This window comes from Kocuria tytonicola, from assembly GCF_003687175.1.
Lineage (GTDB): Bacteria > Actinomycetota > Actinomycetes > Actinomycetales > Micrococcaceae > Kocuria > Kocuria tytonicola.
Genome location: NZ_RDEX01000001.1, coordinates 1,500,024 through 1,525,522, shown reverse-complemented (window position 1 = coordinate 1,525,522; position 25,499 = coordinate 1,500,024). Strand labels below are relative to the sequence as shown.

Annotated in this window: 18 protein-coding genes, 1 tRNA gene, 1 pseudogene and 1 riboswitch; of the genes and pseudogenes, 3 read left to right on the top strand and 17 right to left on the bottom strand. The window is 73.3% G+C overall.

The genetic code is table 11. From position 1 onward, the window contains the following. The first annotated feature begins 398 nt into the window (after positions 1-398). Together EAE32_RS06935 and EAE32_RS06930 are read left to right on the top strand one after the other, a co-directional pair. The gene (locus EAE32_RS06935; RefSeq protein ID WP_121864578.1) at positions 399-1,175 is read left to right on the top strand and encodes a thioesterase II family protein; all 777 of its coding nucleotides are present in this window, start codon (positions 399-401) and stop codon (positions 1,173-1,175) included. Further along, positions 1,172-1,951, top strand: a complete 780-nt coding sequence (locus tag EAE32_RS06930; RefSeq protein ID WP_121864577.1) for a 4'-phosphopantetheinyl transferase family protein — start codon at positions 1,172-1,174, stop codon at positions 1,949-1,951. Before EAE32_RS06935 ends, EAE32_RS06930 begins: the two co-directional genes overlap by 4 nt. Positions 1,952-1,984: 33 nt before the next feature. Here the strand turns inward: EAE32_RS06930 and EAE32_RS06925 are convergent, their stop codons facing one another. From EAE32_RS06925 to EAE32_RS06915, 3 genes are all read right to left on the bottom strand, one after another. Next, positions 1,985-3,415, bottom strand: coding sequence for a DUF418 domain-containing protein (locus tag EAE32_RS06925; RefSeq protein ID WP_121864576.1), 1,431 nt, complete (start codon positions 3,413-3,415; stop codon positions 1,985-1,987). After that, on the bottom strand, positions 3,412-7,521 hold the full coding sequence (locus EAE32_RS06920) for a Pls/PosA family non-ribosomal peptide synthetase (protein ID WP_243635613.1): 4,110 nt from the start codon (positions 7,519-7,521) through the stop codon (positions 3,412-3,414). The genes EAE32_RS06925 and EAE32_RS06920 overlap by 4 nt, the downstream gene beginning before the upstream one ends. 312 nt (positions 7,522-7,833) lie before the next feature. Further along, a complete protein-coding gene (locus EAE32_RS06915) occupies positions 7,834-8,781 on the bottom strand; it encodes an alpha/beta hydrolase family protein (RefSeq protein ID WP_243635612.1) in 948 nt (315 codons plus the stop codon). Positions 8,782-9,254: 473 nt separating this feature from the next. Here EAE32_RS06915 and EAE32_RS06910 point away from each other — a divergent pair, with 473 nt between their 5' ends. After that, positions 9,255-9,521 carry a hypothetical protein gene (locus EAE32_RS06910; RefSeq protein WP_121864574.1) on the top strand — a complete coding sequence of 89 codons (267 nt, stop codon included), beginning with the start codon at positions 9,255-9,257 and terminating at the stop codon, positions 9,519-9,521. A gap of 4 nt (positions 9,522-9,525) precedes the next feature. Here EAE32_RS06910 and EAE32_RS06905 read toward each other — a convergent pair whose 3' ends face one another. The 14 genes and pseudogenes from EAE32_RS06905 to EAE32_RS06840 form a co-directional block, all read right to left on the bottom strand. Next, positions 9,526-9,957, bottom strand: coding sequence for a PIG-L deacetylase family protein (locus EAE32_RS06905; RefSeq protein ID WP_121864573.1), 432 nt, complete (start codon positions 9,955-9,957; stop codon positions 9,526-9,528). 195 nt (positions 9,958-10,152) lie between these two features. Further along, positions 10,153-11,434 (bottom strand): annotated as a pseudogene (locus tag EAE32_RS06900) (DUF2254 family protein). Positions 11,435-11,873: 439 nt separating this feature from the next. Beyond that, positions 11,874-11,946: transfer RNA gene (locus EAE32_RS06895), tRNA-Ala, on the bottom strand. A gap of 159 nt (positions 11,947-12,105) precedes the next feature. Then, complete coding sequence (gene rsfS, locus EAE32_RS06890; protein WP_121864572.1) at positions 12,106-12,525, bottom strand: ribosome silencing factor; 420 nt, start codon at positions 12,523-12,525, stop codon at positions 12,106-12,108. A 59-nt stretch (positions 12,526-12,584) separates the two neighbouring features. Next, complete coding sequence (locus EAE32_RS06885; RefSeq protein ID WP_121864571.1) at positions 12,585-13,463, bottom strand: hypothetical protein; 879 nt, start codon at positions 13,461-13,463, stop codon at positions 12,585-12,587. Then, positions 13,460-14,236: a nicotinate-nucleotide adenylyltransferase gene (gene nadD / locus EAE32_RS06880; RefSeq protein WP_121864570.1), complete on the bottom strand. Its 777-nt coding sequence runs from the start codon at positions 14,234-14,236 to the stop codon at positions 13,460-13,462. The genes EAE32_RS06885 and nadD overlap by 4 nt, the downstream gene beginning before the upstream one ends. A gap of 18 nt (positions 14,237-14,254) precedes the next feature. Next, positions 14,255-14,512, bottom strand: a complete 258-nt coding sequence (locus EAE32_RS06875) for a hypothetical protein (protein WP_121845726.1) — start codon at positions 14,510-14,512, stop codon at positions 14,255-14,257. A gap of 81 nt (positions 14,513-14,593) precedes the next feature. Next, complete coding sequence (locus tag EAE32_RS06870) at positions 14,594-15,901, bottom strand: glutamate-5-semialdehyde dehydrogenase (RefSeq protein ID WP_121845727.1); 1,308 nt, start codon at positions 15,899-15,901, stop codon at positions 14,594-14,596. A gap of 63 nt (positions 15,902-15,964) precedes the next feature. Next, on the bottom strand, positions 15,965-17,155 hold the full coding sequence (gene proB / locus EAE32_RS06865) for a glutamate 5-kinase (protein ID WP_121864828.1): 1,191 nt from the start codon (positions 17,153-17,155) through the stop codon (positions 15,965-15,967). Positions 17,156-17,244: 89 nt separating this feature from the next. Next, positions 17,245-18,843, bottom strand: coding sequence for a GTPase ObgE (obgE, locus tag EAE32_RS06860; protein WP_121845728.1), 1,599 nt, complete (start codon positions 18,841-18,843; stop codon positions 17,245-17,247). Between the two features lie 149 nt (positions 18,844-18,992). Then, complete coding sequence (rpmA, locus tag EAE32_RS06855; RefSeq protein ID WP_012398199.1) at positions 18,993-19,247, bottom strand: 50S ribosomal protein L27; 255 nt, start codon at positions 19,245-19,247, stop codon at positions 18,993-18,995. 44 nt (positions 19,248-19,291) lie between these two features. Then, positions 19,292-19,603: a 50S ribosomal protein L21 gene (gene rplU, locus EAE32_RS06850; protein ID WP_121845729.1), complete on the bottom strand. Its 312-nt coding sequence runs from the start codon at positions 19,601-19,603 to the stop codon at positions 19,292-19,294. A 246-nt stretch (positions 19,604-19,849) separates the two neighbouring features. Further along, on the bottom strand, positions 19,850-21,484 hold the full coding sequence (locus EAE32_RS06845; protein ID WP_121864569.1) for a bifunctional hydroxymethylpyrimidine kinase/phosphomethylpyrimidine kinase: 1,635 nt from the start codon (positions 21,482-21,484) through the stop codon (positions 19,850-19,852). After that, a riboswitch (TPP riboswitch) is annotated at positions 21,472-21,565 on the bottom strand. It overlaps the preceding gene by 13 nt. A gap of 108 nt (positions 21,566-21,673) precedes the next feature. Next, positions 21,674-25,129, bottom strand: a complete 3,456-nt coding sequence (locus EAE32_RS06840) for an Rne/Rng family ribonuclease (protein WP_121864568.1) — start codon at positions 25,127-25,129, stop codon at positions 21,674-21,676. Positions 25,130-25,499 lie beyond the last annotated feature (370 nt).

The following is a 25,499-nucleotide window of genomic DNA, read 5'->3' as shown; positions in this document are numbered from 1 at the left end:
CCGTTCACTCGTCGCGGGCGGGTCACATGCTGCGGCCCCGGGGAGCCGCACCGGCGCGCCGGGTACTGTGGTGCTGATCCGCGGCGTGCGCGGTGGGCGTCCCGGCCTCCGAGCCTACGACGCTCCCCGCACGCGCACGAACCCCCGCAGCACACGCCCCGACCCCGGCGGCGCGCCACCGGGCACGGGCCGGCCCGCAGGGCTCCGTGCGCGGCCCCCGCTCTCCGTGCACCACCCGCCCACCGCGCAGGGCCACCCGCCCCCGCACCACGAGCGCCACGCATCACGAGCACCACAGCACCCGCGGCGCACCCCCGCCGCCCAGCACCCGGCCGACGGCGCTCCCCCGCCCCGCCGTGCAACCCGCCCATCATCCACCACCCAGGAGGTCCGGGAAGTTGGTCACGACCCCTCCCCCCACCGCCGTGCCGCCCCCGGGCACGGCCCTCGCCCGCTGGTCCGCCGGGACGGGCACCCCGCAGCGGCGTCTCGTCCTCTTTCCCCACGCGGGGGCCGGCGGCCTCTCCGGGCGCGCCCTGCAGCACCCCGGCACCGAGGTCCTCGTGCACCGCCGCCCCGGACGCGAGTCCCGGATGGCCGAGCCCACCCCCGTGCGCGTGGACACCACCGTGGCCGAGGCACTGGCCGTGCTGCTGCCCGTCCTGGACGCGGACGAGGTCCCCACCGCAGTCCTGGGCCACTCCTTCGGGGCCCTGCTCGCCGCGGAGTTCACCGCCGCGGTGGACCGCGAGCGCCCCGGGCGGCTGTCCGTCGTGGCGCTCTCGGCGAAGGCCGCTCCGCCCGCCCCCGACCCGGAGCTCGCACGCGTCGTGGAGGACGACGACGCCCTGCTCACCTGGCTGCGCGGGCTCGGCGGGACCCCGGAGGAGCTGCTGGAGGACCCGGTCATGCGGGAGCTGGTGCTGGGCCCGCTGCGCGCGGACCTGCGTGCGTCCCTGGCCCACGGGGACCCCGCGCCCCGCTGGGTCACACCCCTGCTGCTCGTGAGCGCGGAGCGGGACCGCACGGCGTCGGCGCAGGTGATGGCCCGCTGGGCGGACGCCACGGCCGCCCCTGCGCGCGCGCTCACCGTGCCCGGAGGACACCACGGTCTGTTCGAGCACCCCGAGCTGCTGCACCGGGCGCTGTGGGAGCAGGACGGGGGTGTCCGGTGAGCGCGGGAACCGCCGTGCTGCGGCACCCCGTGTGGGCCGAGCACCGCCGCCGCGTGCCCGGGGCGCCGGCGGACCTCACACTGCATGTGCTGCCGCTGGCGCAGCTCGCCCCGTGGGCCTTCGCGGCCGCGGACTGCCTCACGGAGGAGGAGGTGGCCCGCGCCCACGCCGGGCAGGAGGCCCGCGCGCGGGAGCTGTTCACGGTGTCCCGCGTGGCGCTGCGCCACGTGCTCGCGCACCGGCTCGGCTGCCGGCCCGGTGAGGTCCCGGTGGTGCACGACCCCCGCAGCGGGGCCCCGCGGCCGGTCCGCGGGCGGGCGGGCGCCGTGACCGCGGGTTCCGGGCTGGATCCCACGGCGGTTCCCTCCCCGGAGCTGGGGGGAGCGTCCCCCGTGCGGTTCTCGGTCTCGCGCACCGCGGGGGTGGTCGCCCTGGTCACGGCCCAGCGCCCCGTGGGGGTGGACGTGGAGCGGCTGCAGTCCGAGGTGGAGGCGGACGTGCTGCTGGACCTGCTGCACCCCGCGGACCGGCAGCGGCTCGCGCGGCTGCGCGGGCGGCGTCGTGCCGCGGCCGTGACCCGCACGTGGGTGCGGGTGGAGGCGCTGGTCAAGGGCTGGGAGACGGGGCTGTCCCGCGATCCCGCCGGGATCCACATCGGCGCCGCGGCGCGCGCGGACTACGGCCGCGGCTGGAGCGTGAGCGACGTCCGCACCGCGCCCCGCGAGCACGCCCGCCTGGCCGTGGCGTGGCGGACGGACCCCGCCCCGCAGGGCTGAGGTCCGTCCGTCGGGGCGCCGCGTGCGCTCGCGCTAGCGGCGCGTGGGCTCCGCACGACGCCGCGGGGGCGCCTTCCCGGGCCGGACCGCCGCCGCGGCCGCGCCCTTGGAGACCTTCGTGACGAGGCGCTCGAGGGGGCCGTTGCCGAGGGCCTGCTGCCAGGCCACCGCGAACAGCGCCGCCACGGCGATCTGGACGAGGAACCAGAACCACGGGGTGGTCTCGGTCCACACGAAGGCCAGGAACACCAGGTGCGCCACGTAGAGGGTGAGCGTCATGGAGCCCATGGCCCCCAGCCAGGTCAGCCACTTGCCGATCACCCGGCACAGCAGCAGGAAGGCCCCGAGGGCCACCATGGCCAGCCCCGCGCTCTCGAGCAGCGCGAACGGCGTGTTGGTGTGCGGGCCGGAGAGCAGCAGCCACAGGTTGGTGGTGTCCGGCAGCTGGGGATCCGGGCCGTAGATCTGGATGTTCCAGACGTCGTCCGAGGTCATCCACGGGGTCGCCTCCACCAGGGCGTCCTCGAGGTCGAAGCGCATCAGCATGAGCAGGGAGATCCCACGGGCCACCGCTGCGGTGACCGCGCCCACGATCACGAGCAGCACCTGCACGCGGTCCCGGGACAGGGGCAGCCGGCCGAGGGCCATGCCCAGGCAGATGAACGTCATCCAGGGCAGCGCCGGGTAGGTGCCGGTGAGGAACAGCTCCGCGAGCACCGCCCCCGGGTCCGTGAGCAGTGCCACGAACACCGGGTTGCCGTACACGTGGGCCGGGAGCACGGACAGGGACCACTGCATCACGAACGGCATGACCACGGCGAAGGCCGCGGAGGAGGCCAGCAGCCACGGCACGCTGAGCCGGGTGAACGGGATGGCCACCAGGAACATCAGGCCGTAGTAGATCAGGATGTTGTAGACGGGCAGCTCCAGCATGTTGACCGTGAGACCGAGCAGGAACAGCACCAGGGCGCGCACGAGGATCGAGACCCTCGCGCGGGTGCCGTCACGGCCGCGGCGCGGGGCGCGGCCACCCGTCATGAACGCGAGGCTCACCCCGGCGAGCGTGGCGAACAGCGCGGCGGAGTGCCCCGCGAACAGCTGCCACTCCAGGGACGGGTTGCCCTCGGCGTCGGCCACCGCGGGCAGCACGTGCACCGCGATCATCCCCACGAGCGCGAACCCCCGGGCCACGTCCACACCCATGATGCGGCGCTTCGTGCGGCGGCCGTCGGCGCTGCTCACGTTGCGGGTGGCAGCACCCTGCCGCGGTGCGGACGCGGAGCGCGGCGGCGCGGTCACCACGGGGGTCGAGGAGGTCCACAGCCCGCTCTCGGCGGCCGTGCGGCCCTCGTCCCCGCGGTCCCCGAGCCACACCTCGCGCGGTGGCCTGCGGCCCGGCCGCGGGCGCTGGCCCACCGGCAGGTCCCCCTCCACCACGCCGTGGTCCGTTCTCTGCTGGGTCATTCGGTGACTCCCTCGTGCTGGGCGGTGGGCAGCCCCGCCGCGGCGGGGGCGGCGGTGGAACCGGCGCCGTGCTGCGTGATCTCCTCGGGGGCCGACGACGCCGCGTGGGCACCGCGGCGGCTGGCCGGTGCCGCGGTGGGCGCCACCTGCGCGCTGACCACCTGGTCCCCGGGGGCGAGGTGGCGGATGGGGTTGCCGCCCCAGTTGCCGTCGGAGGGCACGGTCTCCTGGCGCATCACCAGGGAACCCGGTGCCACGGTGGTCCGCTCCTCGATGGTCGCCCCCGGCAGCACGAAGCTGTTGGGGCCCAGGGTGGAGCCGCGGCGCATGGTCACGGGCTCCATGCGCATGATGCGGTCGTGGAACAGGTGGGTCTGCAGCACCGTGCCGCGGTTCACGGACACGTTGTCCTCCAGCTGCACGAGGTCGAACTCGGGCAGCCACCAGGTCTCGCACCACACGCCGCGCCCGATGTGCGCGCCCATGAGACGGGCCCACGCGGTGAACATGGGCGAGCCCACGCTGAGGCGGATCATGGACGGGACGGCCAGGGACTCGGCGAACACGTCGGTGAGCTCGTTGCGCCACACGAACGAGCTGAACAACGGCCGCTCGCTCGGGCGGAACCGGCCCATCAGGGCCCACTTGACCAGCACGGGCACCAGGCAGGCCGCGGTGCTCGCGGCGCTCAGCACCACACCGGACCACGCGAGGGCCGCGAGCACACCGCTCCAGCCCATGCCGTGGGACATGTAGACGTCCGTGAGCACGTAGACGACGAGCAGGTCCAGCCACGCCGAGACCATGGCGGGCAGGAACCGGAAGAGCTCCACGAAGGCGCGCGCGGCCTTCAGCCGCCGCTGCGGCTGGAACGTGGACTCGGTGTCCGCCTCGGTCCTGGCACGGGCGATCGGCTCGGCCGTGCGCCCCAGCCAGGAGGAACCCGCCGGGGCGTGGTGCGGGGCGGAGCTGAGCACGGCCACGAGCGCGTCGGCCGGCAGGTCCCGGTCCGGGCCCACGATCCCGGAGTTGCCCACGAAGGTGCGCTCACCGATCACCGAGGTGCCCACGTGCAGCCACCCGAAGCCCGCACGGTGGGAGGTGACCAGGGCGTGGTCCGCGAGGAACGAGCCGTCCTTGAGCGTGGTGAGGTGCGGGATGGTCTCCGCGGTGGAGATCTCCACGTTGCGTCCCACGGTGGCGCCCAGCAGCCGCATGAACCACGGGGTGATGCAGGAGGCGTAGACGGGGTAGGTGGAGATCAGGGTGCGCTGCATGAGCGTTTCCGTGAGCCACATGGCCCACCCCACGGGGCCGTTCTGCGGGAAGTACCCGGGCACGATCATGCCCGAGACGAGGCGCACCACGGCAACCACCAGCAGCAGCCACACCACCGCCGTGACCACGGTGAACACGGGGACCCACACGGCCACGATGGGGAAGACCACCTCGTACTCCTGGATGGTGACCACCCGGGTCAGCACGAGGAGCGCACCGGGGATCAGGGCCAGGAAGGGCAGCAGCCCCACCAGGGCCGCCCCGGCGGTGAACATCAGGTGGGAGCGCACGGGGCCCCAGGTCCTGAGCCCGCCGGTCTCCTCCGGGGACTCCTCGGGCCACGTGAGCCCGGCGGAGCCGTGGTGGCGCAGCGGCGAGCCGCCCCACAGCTCCCCGTCCGGGACGCTGCGGCTCACGTGGGAACCGGGCAGCACCTCGGCGCCGGCTCCCACCCGCATCCCGGGGTCCACCAGGGTGCGGGTGCCCACGCGGGCGTGCTCGCCGACCTCGATGGCCCCCACGTGGAACACGTCGCCGTCCAGCCAGTAGCCGGAGAGGTCCGCCTCGAACTCCACGGTGGCGTGGTCCCCCACGCTCACCAGACCGGTCACGGGCGGGGTGTTGTAGAGGTGGGCGTCCCGGCCCACGGTGTTCCCGAACAGCCGGTGCAGCCACCGCGCCATGGGGGTGCCGGTGAGGACGTCGTACTTGTTGAACACGACCACGCGCTCGGCGGCCCACACGCGCAGGTGGGTCCAGCTGCCGCGCCGGTAGTGTCCGGGGCGCAGGCCCGCTGTCAGGGCCCGCACGGTCGCGGCGCCCACGAGCACCCGCCCGGGCAGGGAGAACATCACGAGCCAGCCCAGCACGAGCGGCAGCAGCGGCGGCCTGGGGACCCACCCGGCGTCGGCCACGACCGCGAGGACCCAGACCACGATCATGGAGCCGAGCACGTAGCGGAAGCCGTTGACCACGTTCAGGGCCAGCAGGAACAGCCCCTGGAGCCAGCCCGCGGGTGCGGGAACGGGTTCGGGGTCCCGCTTGACGTCGTGGGACTCGCCCAGGGTGGCCAGGTACCCGGCCATCGCCTCGAGCGTGGGGTGCGCGTAGATCTTGGCGATCTCGGTGTCCGGGTGGGTCCGGCGCAGCGCGGAGACCAGGCGGGCCAGGGCCACCGAGCTGCCGCCCATCGCGAAGAAGTCGCTGTCCGCGGTGAACGGGAGGGGCCCGAGCTGGTCCGCCCACAGCTCCGCGAGCCAGGCGAGGTCCCCCTGGAGCGGGGCCGAGCCGTCCTCGTTGCTGTTCGGCAGGGGCCACGGCAGGGCCTTGCGGTCCACCTTGCCGGAGGTCTTCATGGGCAGCTCGTCCATCACGCACAGCGCGGGAACCATCCCGCCGGGCAGGCGCTCCACGAGCCAGCGGCGGGCCTCCGTGAGGTCCACGGAACCCTCCGACTCCGGGACGAGGTAGCCCGCGATCACGCTGCCGCCGCCCGGGGTGGAGTGCACGGCGCACGCCCCGAGCCTCACACCGGGGACCTCGGTCATCTGGGTGTCGATCTCGCCGAGCTCGATGCGCCGCCCGGAGACCTTGACCTGGTCGTCCGCGCGGCCCGCGAAGACGATGCCCTCGGGGTCCGCCCGCACCACGTCACCGGAGCGGTAGGCCCGCTCCCAGCCCAGGGACTCGAGCGGCGCGTACTTCTCGGCGTCCTTCTCCGGGTCCAGGTAGCGGCCCAGACCCACGCCGCCGATGATCAGCTCACCGGTCTCGCCCCAGGCCACGGGCTCGCCCTGGGAGTCCACGACGGCGAGCTCCCACCCGGGCACGGCCAGCCCGATCCTGACGGGTGCCTCCCCGGTGAGCAGGGCACCCGTGGCGATCACGGTGGCCTCGGTGGGGCCGTAGGTGTTCCACACCTCGCGGCCCGGGCGCACCAGGTGCCTGGTCAGCTCCAGCGGGCAGGCCTCGCCGCCGAAGATCAGCAGCCGCACGCGGTCCAGGGCCTCGCTGGGCCACAGGGAGGCCAGGGTGGGCACGGTGGAGACCGCGGTGATCTGCCTGTCCACGATCCACTGGCCCAGGTCCGGACCGGAGCGCACGATGCTGCGCGGCGCGGGAACCAGGGTGGCCCCGTGGCGCCACGCGAGCCACATCTCCTCGCACGAGGCGTCGAACGCGACCGAGAGACCGGCCATCACGCGGTCCCCGGGTCCGAGGGGCCGGCGCTGGAGGTACATCTGCGCCTCCGCGTCCACGAGGGCCGCGGCCGAGCGGTGGCTGATGGCCACGCCCTTGGGCTTGCCGGTGGAGCCGGAGGTGAAGATGATCCAGGCGTCGTCGCGGGTGCGCGGGGTCTCGGTCTGCTCCCCCGAGCGGACCGCCGGGTTGCGGGTCAGTTCCAGGCCCTCCCCGAAGACCGCGGCCACCCCGGCCTCCTGCCACACGGTCTGGGCGCGCTCGTCCGGGTCGTCCCAGTCCACGGGCACGTAGGCGGCACCGGCGAACAGCGTGGCGAGGATGGCCACGTAGAGGTCCACTCCGCCCGAGGGCACGCGCACCCCCACACGGTCCCCGCGCCCGATGCCCAGGTCCCACAGGCGCTGGACGTGCGCCTCGATCCGGTCCTCCAGCTCGCCGTAGGGGACGGACTCGTTCTCGTCCTCCAGGGCGATGGCGTCCGGGTACTGTGCCACGGTGTCGAGCACGATGTCCACGAGTGTGCGCGGTGCCGGCGGCTGCTCCACCGGGTACACGGCGCGGTCCGGGGCCTCCCCCGGACGGGCGGTGGCCGCGTGGGCCCCGCCGCTGAGATTGTGGCTGTCCACTGTTGGTACGCTCCCCCTCGTTCAGGATCCGTGGCGCAGGAGGAGACAGACGTCCACCCCGGTCGGGATGCGTCGGTGCGGATGTGTGGATCCTGCCGTTCAGGTCCCCCGACCCGAACGACGGCGCGACATCCAGGTGCGCGCCCAGTGCCCGGCAAAATGTCCCCCTGCTGGCACGGTTCTGTGGTCCCAGGATACGGCAGGCGTGAACTCAGGTGCAATACGGAAAAGAATGCATGCGTTTGCGAAAAGATATCCTGAACTAACCCGCGGGTAATGTCATGCGGGCCACACGGGGAATACCGACCGGTATCACCCGGTGGCGTGCGGGGAAGCCTCGGAGGCCGAGAGCAGCTCGTCCAGGATCAGGGCGTCCGGCATGTCGAAGTGGTCGTGGCCCGGCAGCAGCTCCAGGCGCGTGCGCTGGAATCCCCGCTGCTGGTAGAAGCCGTGGCCGCGCGTCGCCGCCCGCACCGCGTCGAAGTCCGAGTCCGGGTCGGAGCCGTCGTCCTCGGCGCCGGTGCACCACCACATCCGCAGGTTGCGCTTCTCGTTGTCGGTGGCCGCGGTGCCCAGCGCGTCCGGGGCCCCGCCCCCGCCCACCATGACCGCCCCGTGGGAAACGAGGTCGCGGGCATCGCTGAGCACACCGTAGCTGAGCATTTCCGCCCCGCCCGAATACCCCATCCAGGTGACGAGATCATGCTGAACGGGCGAATTCCGCAGCAATTCCTTGGTGGTGAGCGCTCGCAGCCAGCCCAGGTTCACACGCATGTTCTCCCACCACGTGCGGTCCCCGTTCGAGTCCGGAGACAGCGGTACGGCCAGGAGTGCGTTGTGGGAGGCCGCCACCGCAGCGAGGCACGTGCTGCGGCCGCCGGGTTCGTAGAACTCCGCGCCCCCGTCCCCGTGCAGGTCCACCACGAGTCCCACCGGCCGGGACGTGTCCACACCGCCGTCGATCACGTGGAAACGGCTCGTGACCCCCCGGTCCGTGAAGCTCTGGTCCAGCCGCCCCAGGGGTCCTGCCTGCGTCTGGTCCTCGGCCGTCTCCTGCGTGGCCCGGGTGACCGTGTGGGGGTGCGCCCGGGGATCGTCCGCGGCGAGCCCGTAAGCCGTGCAGTCCGTCGTGGCCGGTGCGGCCGCGCGGAAGGGGTTCACAGCGACCAGCACGCCGGCCATGACCAGCACGGCGACCGCCGCGACCACGGCCGCGGTGCGCCAGCGGCGGGACGTCGGGCGCGTGGCTCTCGTGGGCATGGCGGTCATCGTACCCCCGCCGTCGCCGCACGTCGGAACGGGCGCGCAGCGAGGACGACGACGCCGCGGGCACCACCGCGGACCACCCGGGCGACGCCTCGTCCGCTGGCTGGGGTGGGCGCATGAATGATTCCGCACCCTTCGTGGACCGTGTCGTGCCGGGCGCAAGGCTCCCCCGGGATCGCATTCCACGGGGACCCCTTCGACCCCGACTCTTCGTCCGGGACACCCGCGGGTCCCGCGGCGGCGCTGCGGTGCCAGGGGCACGACGTCGTGGGTCCCGGTGCCCGCGCGGGCGAGCGGGTCGACCCCGGAGTCCAGCGCGCGCTCGCGGTTCCCCGGATGATCCCGCGGCTGACCGCGGTCCTGCGGGGCCAGCCACTCCCCGAAGCCGTGGACCCCGCGAAGGTCTTTCCCGTGGGCCTCGGGCCCACCACGTGCCGGGAGCCGGTCCCGGGAGCGGGGCCGATCCCGTGGCCGGGCAGGGAACGGAGTCGAGCGGCGTCGTCGGGACCGGTGGCGAGCGCCACGGCGCGGACGGGCGGGGCGGCACGGTCGACGACGGCGGCGCCGTGGGCGGCGGTGCAGTGGACGGCCGCGCGGGGAAGCACTGGAGCGTGCCCCGGTTCCTGTTCGCGGGCACGGCGTGGGAGGACAAGAGCGGGCATGCGCGCGCCTTGTGGTCCGCCTGCTTCGCGGTGAGCGGCGCGAAGGTGCTGCAGCGCAGGTCCCTCGGGTAGAGGTTCACGTCGCAGACCGCCACGTCGGGCACGACCACCGACGGCGCCGCCCAGTGCCCCGGGGAAAGTGCCCCGGGGAAGTGGCCAGCCGCGCGGTGCGCATCCCGGCCTCGTACGCGGCGATGTGGTCCTGGTGCAGGGACGGGAACGGCAGGTGCAGCTCCTCCGGTTCCAGCTCCGCGCAGATCTCGTCCGGTAGCCGCGCGAGCGCGAGCACGTCCGCCCCCGCGGCGCCGTCCGGCAGGTCCAGCTCGCGGGTCCGTGTCACGCCCAGCACGTCCATGGCCCGGGCGAACTCACGACGCCGCGTGGGACTCCCCTCCGCGAGGACCACCGCGAGGACCACCGCGGTGCACTTGTCCGGGAACGTGGCCAGCAGTCCCCCGCAGCCCATGCCCTCGTCGTCCTTGTACGGGGCTGTGACAAGTCGTCTCATCGTGCGGTGTCCAGGGGGTCGGGGGTGCGGGGGGTGCCGGATGTTCGCCGTCCATGCTCACCCGCCGGGCCCGGATCCCGCCCACCCGGCACCCGGCACGGGCCGCGCGCGACGTAGCATGAGAGCGAGAGGGCTCCGTGGTGCAGACATGCCACCGATTCGTGCCGCACGGCGGTCATCTCTGCACCTCAGGCGTCACCGGTCCCGCTGCACCCCGCGCGGCGTCACGTCCCCCAGGCCCTGCGCGTCCCTGCCCGCGGCCAGGCGGCGGTCGAACGGGTCCTGCCACCAACGGTCGGTGCCGCGCTCCAGGGCGTCCAGGCGCTCCCGCAGCGGCGGGTGCTGCTCTGCCGGGGTGAGCGTCAGCAGCGTGGTGAACAGTGCGCGGAGCCTGCGCTGGACCTGCACGGAGGTGGTGCCGAACTGCCGGATCTCGTCCGTGGCCGCGGCCACGTGGTCCTCCCACGAGTGCTCCCAGCGCCGCAGCAGCACGGCCTCCGGGTGCCGGGCCACGTCACGACGCCGCTCGCTGAGCCGCGGGGACAGCCGCGCCAGGACCTCCTCGATCTGGTCCAGGGCCTGCACGGCACGCGTGGGGTCGTTGACCGCCGGGGACAGGGCCTTCAACGCCATGTCCACCATGGCGCGGATCGCGCCGAAAGGTCCGCTGTCCGGGGAGAGGATGTCCCCGAACGCCACGGCGTGCTCGAGCTGCCGGCGCTGATCGGGGGTCGTGGGGGCGCTCGTGCGGAACAGCAGACCGCCGCAGGGGCACGGGGGAACCGATCTCCGGGACCAGTTCGACGTGCATGCCCCACGCGTCTTCGCAGTCCAGCAGCCGCGGGGTGTTCACGGCCAGCACACAGTCCCCGCCGGTCCTGCCCCTGCGTGTCCCGGGCACGCGCCGCCGGACCTCGCGGCCCTCCGGGACCGCCCGCGTCTCCACCACGTCCGCGTGGGTGTGGAACCGGGCGGGGTCGTAGCGTGTGGCGTTCCAACCGTCGCGGGCGAGCCGGCGCAGCAGCATCCCCGGGTTCAGCTGCTGCGTGACCCGCACGGACACGGCGAGGAACATGGTGCCGCTCGCCAGGGTTGCCGCGACCGCCAGGACGGTGCCCACCCAGGGGCGGTAGGCGTCATCACGCACGGCAATGCTCAGGGCGATCAGCAGGGAGTAGCCGAAGGTGCCCACGAACGCGCCCAGACCCCACTGGATGACCCGGTCCCCCTGGAACACGGGCACGATCCGCACGGACATGGCCGTGATCCCCAGGCTCATGGCCGTGGCCAGCGCCGTGAACACCAGACCGGCCAGCGTGACCATGGCCCCGGAGACGATGCTGAGGATCGAGGCGACGGCACCGGTGTCCAGGTCCGGGTAGCCGGGCACCGCGGAGCCCAGGAAACGGTCCAGGAACGGCACGAGCACCCCGAGCGCGAGGGCCACCACGAACACCCGCAACGGGATGCCCCACATCGTGGCCACCCGGGTGTGACGGCGCATCCGCTCCCACTCCCGCCGGTTCGCGGGGCTCTCGCGCGGGGCCGAAGCCCCGGTCCCGCTCGCTGCTCGTGCGGCGGGTGCGCGGTGCTCGGTCATGCGGATCCCTCCTGTCGGGCGTCACGCGGGGTGCCCGCACAGGCGGGACGGAACCGCGTGCCGCGGGTTGGGGCCCACCCTACCGAGGGCCGCGCCCGCCCATGGGAAGGTCCGAGAGCAGCGGTGCGTCCAGGAGCACCGGGCCCGGTGGTCGTGGGCTGCCCGCTGAGGCATTGTCCCCCCGCCGCGCACCGGCGCGAGTCCGGGCTACCTCTTCTCGCGTCCGGGGGCCCTCGCGACAGCGCACCAAGGGCCCGCAGGGTGGGCACGAAAAAATCCCCCCACCGTGTCCGGTGGAGGGATCTTTTTCGTTACGTGGAGCTAAGGGGACTCGAACCCCTGACCCCCTGCATGCCATGCAGGTGCGCTACCAGCTGCGCCATAGCCCCGTGCGCCAGAGGAAACTTTACCACGCTTCCGTCGCTGTCCGTTCACCCGAAATTGTCATCCGGGCCACCGTGCGACGGCCGCGTTTCCGGTTCTCCCGTCAACGACTCGATCATCCTAGACAGGATGCTCGGGCGCGCGCAAATCTCCCGGGGTGGGGTTCAGAGGGCGCGTGCGGCGTCGTCGGCCGAGCCCACGGCGGCGTCCGTGGTGCCCGGCGCGGGCAGCTGCACGTCGATCGCGGGCGAGTCGCCCCAGAGCCGTTCGAGCGCGTAGAACTCGCGGTCCTCGTCGTGGAGCACGTGGATCACGGCGTCGCCGTAGTCCAGCAGCACCCAGCGGCCCTCCCCCTTGCCCTCGCGGCGCAGGGGGCGGCGGTCGAAGCGCTCGATGAGCGTCTCCTCCACGGCGTCCACCACGGCGGCCACGAGCCGCTCGTTGGGCGCGGAGGTGACCATGAAGGCGTCCGTGATGGCGAGGCTGTCGCTGACGTCGAACGCCACGATGTTCTCGGCCTTCTTCTGGTCCGCGGCGCGCGCGGCGGCGCGCACGAGGTCGGTGGATTCGGTGGTGGCAGTCACGGAGGTGTGCCGTCCTTTCACAGGGTGTCCGGACCGGGAGGGGCCCGGTGGATCGAGGTCTAGAGGATGAAGATCACGAGCACCACGGCGAGCGCGACGACCACGGCGAGCAACAAGCCCAGCACCACGCGCAGGGTGGTGCTCCCCCGCGTGTAGGCCTTGGGTTCGAGCAGCTGGAGCCCCTCGGCGTCCACGGCCCGGACGGGCTGGGCGGGCAGCACCTCGGGTACTTCCCCTCCCCCGGCGGACGACGCCGCTGTCCCCGCCGTCCCCGCGGGGCGCGCCGCGCCCCCGGTGGAGGTGGGCCCGGAGGTCGAGTTCTCGTTCGCGGTGGCCTCCCCCCGGGCCGCGGGCTCATCGCGCGGCGCGGTGTGGACCGGGATCTGCGTGGTCACGGGCCCGTAGTGCACGTGGGAGGCCGGCAGGGAGGCGGGGTCCGCCGTGCTCACGCCCAGGTCCAGGCCCCCGGCGCCCGTGGCGGCGGCGGACGGGAACCTCACGGTGATCCGGTCGCCGGGGCTCGGGCGGGCGGCATCGGCGGAACCGGGTGCCCCCGTGCGTGGGCCGGTGCCGTGCGTGGACCCGGGGCCCGCGGCGAGGGCGCGCTCGGCGTCCTCCCGGTCCCGGTCGTTGGCGGCGGCGGCACGCACCGCGAGGTCCGCGAGCCGGTGCTGGGCCGCGAGCAGCTCCTCGTCCACCGCTCCCCCGCCGGTCTGCGCCTCGGACTCCTGGATCCGCTGGGCGTGCTCCGCCATCTCCCGCTGCAGCCGCGCGAGCCGCCGCGGCCCCAGGGGCTTGACGGGCTGCGCCTGCTGGGGCGTGTCCAGCTCGATCATGGGCGCGGGCGGGGAAAGCCGCTCGTGCTCGCCCGTGGCCGGGTGGGCGGCCCACGGGCACTGCGGGGACTCGGGGTCGGTGTTCTCGGGGGGTGTGCTCACGCGGTGCTCCTCTGCTCCGAGCGGGGGGTCTCGGGGGTGTCCGCAGGGGCGGACGGGTGGCCCGGGGCGGCGTCGTCGGCGCCGTGGGGCGGCTGGGCGGCCAGGTGGCCGGGGGGCTCCACCGCGTCCGAGCGGTACAGGCCGTACTTGTTGATGTACTGCACCACGCCGTCCGGCACCAGGTACCAGACGGGCTTGCCCGCGGCCACGCGGGCCCGGCAGTCGGTGGAGGAGATCGCCATAGCGGGCACGTTGAGCAGGGAGACGCTCTCGGAACCCACGGGGGCGGAGAGGGTGTGCCCGGGACGGGTGACGCCCACGAAGCACGCCAGGCGCCACAGCTCCTCCGCGCCCTTCCAGGTGAGGATCTCCGCCATGGCGTCCGCGCCGGTGATGAAGAACAGCTCCGCCTCCGGACGCAGCCGGTGCAGGTCGCGCAGCGTGTCGATCGTGTAGGTGGGCCCGTGCCGGTCCACGTCCACCCGGGACACCGTGAACCGGGGGTTGGACGCCGTGGCCACCACCGTCATGAGGTAGCGGTGCTCGGCGTCGGAGACGTCCTGGCCTGCCTTCTGCCACGGCTCGCCCGTGGGCACGAACACCACCTCGTCCAGGTCGAACACCGCGGCCACCTCCGAGGCAGCCACCAGGTGCCCGTGGTGGATGGGGTCGAACGTCCCGCCCATGACCCCCAACCGGGTGCGGCCCGGGGTGCGCGGCGGGATGTTCAGCTCCGTCTCCGCCCCGGTCACCGAGGCGCTCGTGGGATTCACGTCCGGCGGTGCCAGGGGTCAGTGACGCGGCGCGGCGTGCACGCTGTCCAGCATGGCCTGCTCGTCCGCGGGCAGCTGGGCGGGGTCGTGGTACTCGCCGATCTCGGGGCGGCGGCCGCGGTTCGAGAAGGACATGGCAATGAGCAGCGCGGCGATGAACAGCGCGAAGGCCAGGACGCCGAGCACGGGCGCCATGGCGTGCAGTCCCTCGTTGACGGAGTGCGCCTCCTCGGCGGCCACGACGGTGGCGTTGGACAACAGGTACAGCGAGCTCATGCGGTTCCCTTCTCAGGCCGGCGGCGCCGGTCGGTCAATGCTGCGGACGCGCACCGGGTGGCGTCCGTTCCATGGTACGTCTCAGGGGCGCACGTGGCCGTCACCCTGGACGAGCCACTTGGTGGTGGTCAGCTCCTCCAGGCCCATGGGCCCGCGGGCGTGCATCTTCTGGGTGGAGATCCCGATCTCGGCGCCGAGGCCCAGCTGGCCCCCGTCCGTGAACCGCGTGGAGGCGTTGACCATCACCGCCGCGGAGTCCACCTCCGCGGTGAACCGCTCGGCGTTCGCGAGGTCGTTGGTGATGATCGCCTCGGTGTGCCCGGTGGAGTAGCGGCGGATGTGCTCCAGTGCCTCGTCCAGGGAGTCCACCACCTTCACGGCCATGTCCATGTCCAGGTACTCGGTGGCCCAGTCCTCCTCGGTGGCCTTGAGGTGGTCCGAGCCCGGGGGCAGCAGCGCCGCGGCGCGGTCGTCCACGTGCAGGGTCACCCCCGCCCTGTCCAGGGCGGCGAGCACCTCCCTGCCGGTCTCCTCCGCGCCGCCGTGCAGCAGCAGGGTCTCGGCGGAGTTGCACGTGGAGGTGCGGTGGGTCTTGGAGTTCACGCTCAGCCGGACCGCCATGTCCGCGGGGGCGGTGGCATCCACGAACACGTGCACGTTGCCCTCGCCGGTCTCGATCACGGGAACGGTGGCGTTCGTGACCACCGACTGGATGAGACCGCGGCCGCCGCGCGGGATGAGAACGTCCACCTTGCCGCGCGCGCCCATCAGGGCGTTCGCGCCGTCCCGGCCGTAGTCGTCCACGGTCTGCACGCAGTCCACGGGCAGCTTGGCGTCCGCGAGCGCGTCCCGCAGGATGCCCACGAGCGCCCGGTTGGAGTCGAACGCCGCGGAGCCGCCGCGCAGCAGCACGGCGTTGCCGGACTTCACGGCGATCCCGGCGATGTCCACGGTCACGTTGGGGCGGGCCTCGTAGATCACGCCCACCACGCCCATGGGCACGCGCACCTGGCGCATGCGCAGCCCGTTCGCGAGGGTCTGACCCCTGACCACGGAGCCCACGGGGTCCGGCAGCGCGGCCAGCTCGCGCAGGGCGTCCGCGAGCCCGGTGATGCGGGCGGCGTCGAGCTTGAGGCGGTCCAGCAGCGCGGCAGAGGTCCCGGCCTCCCGGCCGCGCTCGAGGTCCCGCGAGTTCGCCTCCAGGATGGTGTCCCGGCGGGCCTCGATGCGCTCCGCCATGAGGTGCAGCGCGCGGTCCTTCCACGCACGCGGGGCCTTCGCGAGGGCGCGCGCGGCGACCCGGGCGTCGTCGGCCATCAGGCCGACGCCGGTCACGGGGTCCTCCCCGAACGTCTCCTGGGCGGTCAGTACGGACGTGTTCTCGGCCACGGTTCCTCCTGGGGGTCCTCGGCTGGTCGGGTGGCGGGTGCGCACCCGCGGTGCGGTTCGGGACTACTTCTTGAGCGTGGTGCGGGCGGAGCGGGGGCGCAGGTTCACCAGGTTGTCCACGTGCACGAGCTCGCGCGCGTAGTCCTCCCCGAACTCCTCGCCGAGCTCGTAGGTGCGCTTGCCGAGCATCCCGGGGACCTCGTCGGAGCCGTAGTTGACGAGCCCGTGGCCCACCTCGTTGCCCTCCGCGTCCACCATGGACACCGGATCTCCGGCGCTGAACGTGCCGGACACGGCGGTGACACCCGCCGCGAGCAGGGAGCGCCGGCCGCGCACGGCCTCCACGGCGCCGTCGTCCAGCGTGAGGGTGCCCTTGATGTCCGCGAGGTGCGCGAGCCACAGCAGCCGCACGTTGCGGCGTCCGCCCGTGGTGGCGAACCAGGTCCCCACGTCCTCACCGGCCAGGGCCCGCTCGATGTTCGCCGCGGACGTCACGAGCGCCGGGATGCCCGACGACGCCGCGATGCGCGCCGCCTGCACCTTGGTCACCATGCCGCCGGAGCCCACTCCGGCGCGGCCGACCGTGCCGATCTCCACGCCCTCGAGGTCCGTGATGGGGTCCGCCACCGTGGCGATCCGCTCGCCGCCGTCCTGGGGGGGCCGGGTGTAGAGCGCGTCCACGTCCGAGAGCAGCAGCAGGGCGTCCGCCTTGATCAGGTGGGCCACCAGGGCGGCGATCCGGTCGTTGTCCCCGAACTTGATCTCGTGGGTGGCCACGGCGTCGTTCTCGTTGACGATGGGCAGGATGCCGAGGTCCAGCAGCCGCTCGATCTGGCGGTGCGCGTTCTTGTACTGCGAGTGGCGCATCAGGTCCTCGGCGGTCAGGAGCACCTGGCCCACGGTCACGTGGTGGCGCGCGAAGTACTCGGTGTAGCGCGAGATCAGCAGCCCCTGGCCCACCGAGGCCGCGGCCTGCTTGGTGGCCAGGTCCTTCGGCCGCTTCGAGAGCCCCAGCGGCTGCAGCCCCGCGGTGATGGCGCCCGAGGAGACGAACACCACCTCCACGCCCTGCGCCTTGATGCGCCCGAGCGCGTCCACGATGCTGCGCAGCGCGTTCTCGTCGATCGAGTTCTCGATCGACGTCAGGGAGGACGAGCCCACCTTGACCACCACACGGCGCGCGGCGGGCAGCTCCTCACGGCTGCCGATGGCCGAGCGGCGGTTCTTCCCGCGGCTCTCGGTGCTGAGCTGGATGGCGGACTTCGAGGCCTGCTGCTCCACGGCGGAGACGTCGATCGTCTCGGTGGGGGTCTTCTCGCGGTGCGTGCCCTGCGGGGTGCCGGTCACTTCTCGTTCGTCTCCTTCTGCTCGGCAGTGCGACGGCGATCTCGGGCTCCGTCAACGGACTCGGTCCAGATCCCGGCGCGGCGCTCCTCCTCGAGCTCCGCGCGGGCCTCGGACTTCGCGTCCATGCGGTCGTAGAACTGCTCCCGCTTCTCGCGGCGGGTGGGACGGGAGGTCTCCTCGAGGCGCAGGTCCGAGCCGCGCGGGCCGCCCAGCAGCTCCGCTCCGCCCACCATGGTGGGCTCCCAGTCGAAGACCACGCCGTTCTCCTCCGGACCGATGAGCACGGCGTTGCCGGGCTTCGCGCCGATCCGGAACAGCTCGTCCTCGATGCCCAGCTTGGCGAAGCGGTCCGCGAGGTAGCCCACCGCCTCGTCGTTGTTGAAGTCCGTCTGCAGCACCCAGCGCTCGGGCTTCTCCCCGCGCACGTGGTACAGCGGCTCCTCCGCGCGGTCCTCGCGCGTGATCACGAACTCCTGGCGGTCCTTCCCCCGACGACGCCGCGCGGGCTCGGGCTGCAGCACCGTCACCGTGCGGCGCTGCTCCTCACGGGCCTCCTCCTGCTCGCGGGCCTCGGCCACGAGGCTCGCCATGGCGAAGCCCAGCTCCCGCAGGCCCTCGTGGGAGGCCGTGGAGATCTCGAACACGGGGTAGCCGCGCTGCTCCAGCTCGGGGCGGATGAAGTCCGCGAGCTCCCGGGCGTCGGGCACGTCCACCTTGTTGAGCACCACCAGGCGGGGCCGCTCCGTGAGCGGGACCGCGGTGGGGTCCTCGTCCCGGATGGCCTCGGCGTAGTGCGCGAGCTCCGCCTCCAGGGCGTCCAGGTCCGTGAGGGGGTCCCGGCCCGGTTCGAGAGTGGCGCAGTCGATCACGTGCACCAGCGCGGCGCAGCGCTCCACGTGGCGCAGGAACTCCAGCCCCAGGCCCTTGCCCTCGGACGCACCGGGGATCAGACCGGGCACGTCCGCGACCGTGAACCGCGTGTCACCCGCCTGCACCACGCCCAGGTTGGGCACGAGCGTGGTGAACGGGTAGTCGGCAATCTTGGGGCGTGCGGCACTCATCGCGGCGATCAGGCTGGACTTGCCCGCGGAGGGGAAGCCCACGAGCGCGACGTCCGCAATGGACTTCAGCTCGAGCTCCACCTCCTGCTCCTCGCCCGGGATCCCCAGCAGCGCGAAGCCCGGGGCCTTGCGCTTGGGCGAGGCCAGTGCGGCGTTGCCGCGACCGCCCTGGCCACCGGCGGCGAGCACGTACTCCGCACCCTCCCCCAGCAGGTCCGCGAGCACGTTGCCCTCGCGGTCCTTGACCACGGTGCCGTCCGGGACGGAGAGCACGAGGTCCTGGCCCTTGAAGCCGTGGCGCATGTCGCCCTTGCCGGGCTCGCCGTTGGGCGCCTTCTGGTGGGGTGCGTGGTGGAAGCCCAGCAACGTGGTGGACTGTCCGTCCACCCGGAGGACCACGGAACCGCCGTCCCCGCCGTTGCCGCCGTCCGGACCGCCCAGCGGCTTGAACTTCTCGCGCTTGACGGAGACGCAGCCGTGGCCGCCGTTGCCGCCCGTGGCGTGCACGATGACTCGATCAACAAAACTGGCCACGTGGCTCCTCGACGTCTGGGTCCCCCGTGGGCGGGCGGACCGGGGTTCTGCTCAAAAGACTAGAGGGTGAGCGCGAGACGCGCCCACCCTCCAGTGGTCGCCGCCACGCTCAGGTGGCGGCGGGTGGACCCTGAGGTCCGAAGCAATGACTACTCGGCGGTCTGGATGTTGACCACGCGGCGGCCACGGCGGGTGCCGAACTCGACGACACCGGCGGCCAGGGCGAACAGGGTGTCGTCCTTGCCGCGGCCCATGTTCAGGCCCGGGTGGAAGTGCGTGCCGCGCTGGCGGACGATGATCTCGCCGGCGTTGACGGACTGGCCGCCGAAGCGCTTGACACCCAGGTACTGGGCGTTGGAGTCACGGCCGTTGCGAGTGGAACTCGCACCCTTCTTATGTGCCATGGTGTGTGCCTACCTTCGTTGGAAAATGTACGGGGGACCGGCGGTCAGGCGTCGATGCCGGTGATCTTGACCGTGGTCAGCTCGGCGCGGAAACCCTGACGCTTCTTGTAGCCGGTCTTGTTCTTGTACTTCATGATCGAGATCTTGGGACCGCGCAGGTCCTCCACGATCTCGGCAGTGACCTTGACGTTGGCCAGGGTCTTGGAGTCGGAGGTGACCTTGTCCCCATCGACCAGCAGCAGTGCAGGGAGCTCGAAGGTGCTGCCTGCCTCGCCGGCGACGCGGTCAAGGGTCACGAGGTCTCCTACGGAAACCTTCTCCTGGCGGCCGCCTGCGCGGACAATCGCGTACACCACTTGGGAACTCACTTCTCTCGACATCTATGGACTGCGTGTAATGGCCGGGTGGGCTCCTGGAGCACTGCGAATGTCGAGACATCACGCCGCGGTGGTTCACGACCGACCGCACGGTTGCGTGGCTATCGCATCAAAACAGGAAGTTCACCCGAGCGTGCCGCTTCCGGGCGCGTGTCATTGCTGATGACGCACACCGGTGGCTGGCACCGACAGCCCAGACTACCCGATGACCCGAAGCCGCGCCAATCATGGCCGCCCGGCGGCGTCGTCCGCGGTCTGGGCGAAGAACGCGAGCTCCAGGCGGCACGCCCGCCGGAATGCACGGCGCATGGCCTCGCGCGTGGCGGGGTCCGCGGTGGCCGCCGCACGGTCCACCGCGCGGCGTGCGACGTCCGTGGCACTCTGGAAGTCCGGGTCGCTGTAGGTGGCCAGCCAGTCCGCGAACGGGTGGCCCTCCCATCCGACGTCGTGGGCGCGCCGGGTGAGCTCCGTGCCCACGTGGGCGTAGAGCCAGTAGCACGGCAGCACGGCGGCGGCTCCCACCGCGAAGCCGTCCTGGCCCGTGCGCGCCAGCAGGAAGTCGGCGTAGGCGCTCGTGGTGGCCGAGGGCGGTTCCGGGGAGCGGCCCCCGAGGCGGGCCCGGTGCAGGGCGGACTCGCCCGTGACCACCGCGGCGGCCGCGGCCGCGAAGAACTCCCGGATCTCCTCCCCCGGCGCCGCGGCCGCGAGCAGCGCCAGTGCCCGGGAGTAGGCCTCCAGGTACTGCATGTCCTGGTCCAGGTACCACTCGAACGCCGCCCGCTCCAGGGTGCCGTCCCCCAGCGCCGTGACGAACGGCAGTGCCGCGATCTCCTCCCGGATCGGCGCGCAGTCCTCCCAGAGCTCGTCCGTGAACCGCTCCGCCGTGCCCCGCGCGTCCGCCTCCCGCGCGTCTGCGGGCTGCCCCGCGCCGGCTGCGGGGACGCCGTGCGCACGGGGACCCACCCCGGAGCGCCCGGGCGCGGCGTCGTCGTCCGCCGCGCCGGCCGCCGAGACGAAGGCGGGGTCCGCCACGAGGTCCTGCACGTGGTGCATGTGGTGCACCGGGCCGTTGCCGTGGCCCACGTGCAGGGAGTCCGCCGCGCGCAGCGCACCGCGCAGCCACGTGCGGGCCGTGCCGATGCCGCCCGCCCAGTCCCCCGTGCGGGCCACCACGGTGGCGAGCGCCGAGGACAGCGAGCAGCCGGTGCCGTGGGTGTTGCGGGTGGCCACCCGCGCTCCCCCGTACTGAGCGGCGGGCTCCTGCCGCCCGGGGACCACGAGGGCGTCCGGGGTGCTCTCCCCCGCGAGGTGCCCGCCCTTGACGAGCACCCGCGTGCCGAAGGTGTCCGCGACGGCGCGCCCCTGCGCGAGCGCCTCGTCCCACGTGCGCGCCACGGGCCGTTCGGCCAGCACCGCGAGCTCGGGCAGGTTGGGGGTGATGAGGTCCGCGTGGTGCAGGATCCTCCGCAGGGCGTGCTCGGCCTCGGGCTCCAGCAGCCGGCCGCCCGCGGTGGCCACCATGACGGGGTCGACCACGACCACGGGCGCCCGGTGCTCCGCGAGCCACCGGCCCACGGTCTCGATGACCGGCACGGAGCCGAGCATGCCCACCTTCACGGCGTCCAGCTCCACGTCCTGGGCCACGGCGTCCAGCTGGGCCTGCAGGACCTCCACCGGCGGGGTGTGCACGGCCACCACACCCTGGGTGTTCTGGGCGACCACCGCGGTGACCACGCTGAGTCCGTAGCCGCCCATCGCGGCAATGGACTTGAGGTCCGCGGCGTGCCCGGCACCGCCCGTGGGATCGGTCCCGGCGATCGAGAGGACGCGGGGGGCGGGGGCAGAAGGCGTGGTGGTCACGACATTCCCTTCGCTAGTGCGAGCTAGATCAGGTTCGACGGGTGTGTTCTCAGCCGCTCGGCGGCACCCCGTGTGCGTGGTCCCGATCATGCCACAGGAGCGCCCGGACGGGTCCGAGCGCTCCTGCGAGGTGGTGCATGGTGGTGTTCGCGGTGCGCACCCGGACGGCCCGGGCGCGCACCGCGGCCATCACTCGCCCTGGGGCGTCATGGTGATGTCCTGGGCCTTGACGCCCACACCCACCACCGTGGGCCGACCGTCCGACGCCGCCACGGGATTGGCGGACGCTGCCGCGGTGAAGCGGGCCGCGGTCCTCTCGGACGGGGTGTACTCGTGCTTCTGCACGCTCGCGGTGCCCGGTGCCGCGGCGGGGGCCACGGCACGCCGCGAACCACGACGCCGCCTGGCCGGGGTCTGCTGCTCGGCGGCCGGCTGCGAGGCGGTCGCGCTGCCGTTCCCGGCCGCGCCCCGACCGGCCCCGTTCCGGCCGGCACTGCTGGCCGCGGCATCGCCCGAGCCGGCGTCGGACCCGGAGGTGACCGCTCCGGCGGCGCCCACCACCCCGGTGGTGCGCGGCGCCGCCGCGTTGTGCCCGGAGGAGGTGCCCTCGTCTGCGCCGCCGGAGGACGATGCCGCCCCGCCCTGGGAGCGGGACCGGCCACGTCCGCGGCCGCGCTGGCGTCCGGAGCGCTCGTCCGTGCCCTCGGAGCCCCGGTTCCGGGTGCCCTCGGTGCCGGACCCCGTGTCCGTGGCGCCGCGGCCCCCGGAGGTGTGGCCGTCGGTGTCCTGCGAGGCGTCCTCGCCGGAGAACGCGGCGGTGAGGGAGTCCAGGGTCATGGCCTCCTCGGCGGTCTCCCGCTGCTCACGGGTCTTCGTGCCGCCGTGGCGCCCGGACCCGGAGTCCCGCGAGCGGTCCTTCTGCGGGCGCTGGCCCTGCGGCAGTTCGATGACCTCGCCGTGGATGGTGAGGCTGGAGGAGTCGCCCTCCCCCGCATCCTGCCCCGAACCGGTGTCGGTGTCGGAGCCGCTGCCGTCCTGCGAGCCGTTGTCCTCGCCGTTCTGCGCGCGACCGCGGCTGCGCTTGCCGCGGCGCTTCTTGCGGCGGCGGCCGCCCTCGGACTCGCCGTCACCGGCGTGCTCGCCCCCCTGACGGCCGCCGGAGTGCTGCTCCGAGCCGTCCTGGTGTGCGGAGTCCCCGCCGCCGCTGCGGGCGCCGTCCCCGGAACCGTCCTGCGCGGCGTCGTCGTCCTCGTGGGAGGAGGCTGCCGCGATGTTGGCGAACGCGGTGCGGGTGGCCTCGTCCCGGGCGTTCTGCTCGCCCGAGTCCTGGGACCGGTTGCCGGAACGGGGCTTCTCCTGCGCGGGGGTGCCCTGCTTCTGGCGCGAGCGCTTGCGGTCGTTGCGCCCGCCCCGGTGGTCCGTGGGGGCGGGGGCGTTGCGGCCCTTGAGCGGGTGGTCGTGGACCAGCACACCGCGGCCCGCGCACTCCTCGCACGGCTCGGAGAAGACCTCCAGCAGCCCGGTGCCCATGCGCTTGCGCGTCATCTGCACGAGGCCCAGGGACGTCACCTCCGCCACCTGGTGCTTGGTGCGGTCCCGACCCAGGCACTCCACGAGCCGGCGCAGCACGAGGTCCCGGTTGGACTCCAGGACCATGTCGATGAAGTCCACCACGATGATCCCGCCGATGTCCCGCAGCCGCAGCTGGCGCACGATCTCCTCGGCGGCCTCCAGGTTGTTCTTGGTGACGGTCTCCTCGAGGTTGCCGCCCGAGCCCGTGAACTTGCCCGTGTTGACGTCCACCACGGTCATGGCCTCGGTGCGGTCGATCACGAGCGAGCCGCCGGAGGGCAGGAACACCTTGCGCTCCAGGGCCTTCTGGATCTGCTCCTCCACGCGCATGTGCACGAAGAGGTCCTCGTCCTCGGTCCAGCGCTGCAGCCGGTCCAGCAGGTCCGGGGCCACGTAGGTCACGTAGGCCTCGATGTTGTCCCAGGCCTGCTCGCCCTGGACCACCATGGCGGTGAAGTCCTCGTTGAACACGTCCCGCACCGTCTTGATGGTGAGGTCCGGCTCCGCGTACAGCATCTCCGGGGCCAGCGTCCTGGTGGAGCGCGCCTTGTCCTGGATCTGCTCCCACTGCGAGCGCAGCCGGTTGATGTCGTTGGTCAGCTCGGTCTCGGACGCGCCCTCCGCGGCGGTGCGCACGATCACGCCCGCGCCCTCGGGCAGCCGGTCCTTGAGGATCTTCTTGAGCCGCTGGCGCTCCACGTCCGGGAGCTTGCGGGAGATGCCGGTCATGGACCCGCCGGGCACGTACACGAGGTAGCGCCCGGGCAGGGAGACCTGGCTCGTGAGGCGCGCGCCCTTGTGGCCCACGGGGTCCTTGGTGACCTGCACGAGCACGGTGTCCCCGGACTTCAGGGCGTTCTCGATCTTGCGGGGCTTGTTGCCGAGCTCCGCTGCGTCCCAGTCCACCTCACCGGCGTAGAGCACGGCGTTGCGCCCGCGCCCGATGTCCACGAACGCCGCCTCCATGGAGGGCAGCACGTTCTGCACCTTGCCCACGTAGACATTGCCGATCAGCGAGTCCTGCTGGGTGTGGGAGACGAAGTGCTCCGCGAGGATCCCGTCCTCCAGCACACCGATCTGGATGCGGTCCTCCTTCTGGCGGACCAGCATGGTGCGCTCCACGGACTCCCGGCGGGCCAGGAACTCGGCCTCGGTGATCACGTGGCGGCGGCGTCCGAACTGACGGGACTCACGACGGCGCTGGCGCTTGGCCTCGAGCCGCGTGGAGCCCTTGACGCCGGTCACCTCGTCGCTGCCGGTGCCCTCGGAGGCGCCACGCGGTGCGCGCACGCGGGTCACGGAGCCGTCGGAGTCGTCCACGAGCTCCATGTCCTCGTCCCCGCGACGACGCCGGCGGCGCCGCTTGCTGGACGCCGAACCGTTCTCGTCCTCGTCGTCGTCCTCCCGGTGCGACGTGCGCTCGGCCTCGCGCAGCCGGGCGGCCTGGGCCTCGGCGGCGCGGCGGATCTCCTCGGGGTCCGGGGCGTGGAACATCAGCGACGCGCCCGGTCCGAAGGCGCCGAAGCCCTCCTGCGCGGGGGGCTCCTCGGCCGGCGTCTCGGACGAGTTCTCGACGTCCTCGGTGGTGGTTGCGGCCCCGGAGTCCGAGCCCGCCGTGCCGGCGGCTCCCGGGTCGCTGATCTCGCCACCTGCGGCCTGGGCCGCTGCCGCGGTGCCGTTGGTGTCGGTCTCGTCGGTGCCGGCGCCGTCGTCGGTCCCGGGGGTGACGGGCAGGGAGGCGTCGGACTCCTCGGCCGTCGAGCTCTCGGCGTCGGACTTCTCGGCGCCGGACTCGTCGTCGGTGCTCGGTGCCGCCAGGGCCTCGTGGGCCTCCACCGCGGCGGCGATCTCGATGGCCGCGCGCGTGCCGTCGATCTCGGTGACCTCGGAGTCCTCGCCGTTGTCGGCCTCTCCAGCACTCGGCGCGGCGTCGGCAGTGGCGTCCTGGGCGGCGTCGGGGGCCGCTGCGGGCGCTTCCTCCGCAGCGGGAGGCGGCGTGGTGGCGTCGGGAGAGGAAGCGGAGGCGTCCGTCTCCAGCGGGGACTGGGCTGCGTTGTCCTGTTCAGGTTCCATGTGAGGTTGTGCTCCTGCTCGGGGCACCGCCCGCACCCGGGCCCGAGGTGTGCTCGGTCGGTCGAGCCGGTGGGGTCCACGCGGCCGCCGGAAGTCGGTGTCGTACCCGTGGGCGCGGCGTGTGTGTCGTGCGCCGTCCACGAGCCGGCGGAGGCCCGAGTCGCTGGGTCCGTGGGACCGCGAACTTGAACCGGTCCGGACGCGCTCGATCCTGTGAGAGCCGCGGGTCCGTGCCGATGGTCGTCGGTGCTCCTGCCGGGCCGGTTACCTCACGTGCGGCTGAGGACCGACCGGTTGCAGTATCTCACAGTCGTCCCCGGCCACCGCACATTCCACGTGGCGCACCCCACAGTCCACCGAGGGGCGCCGC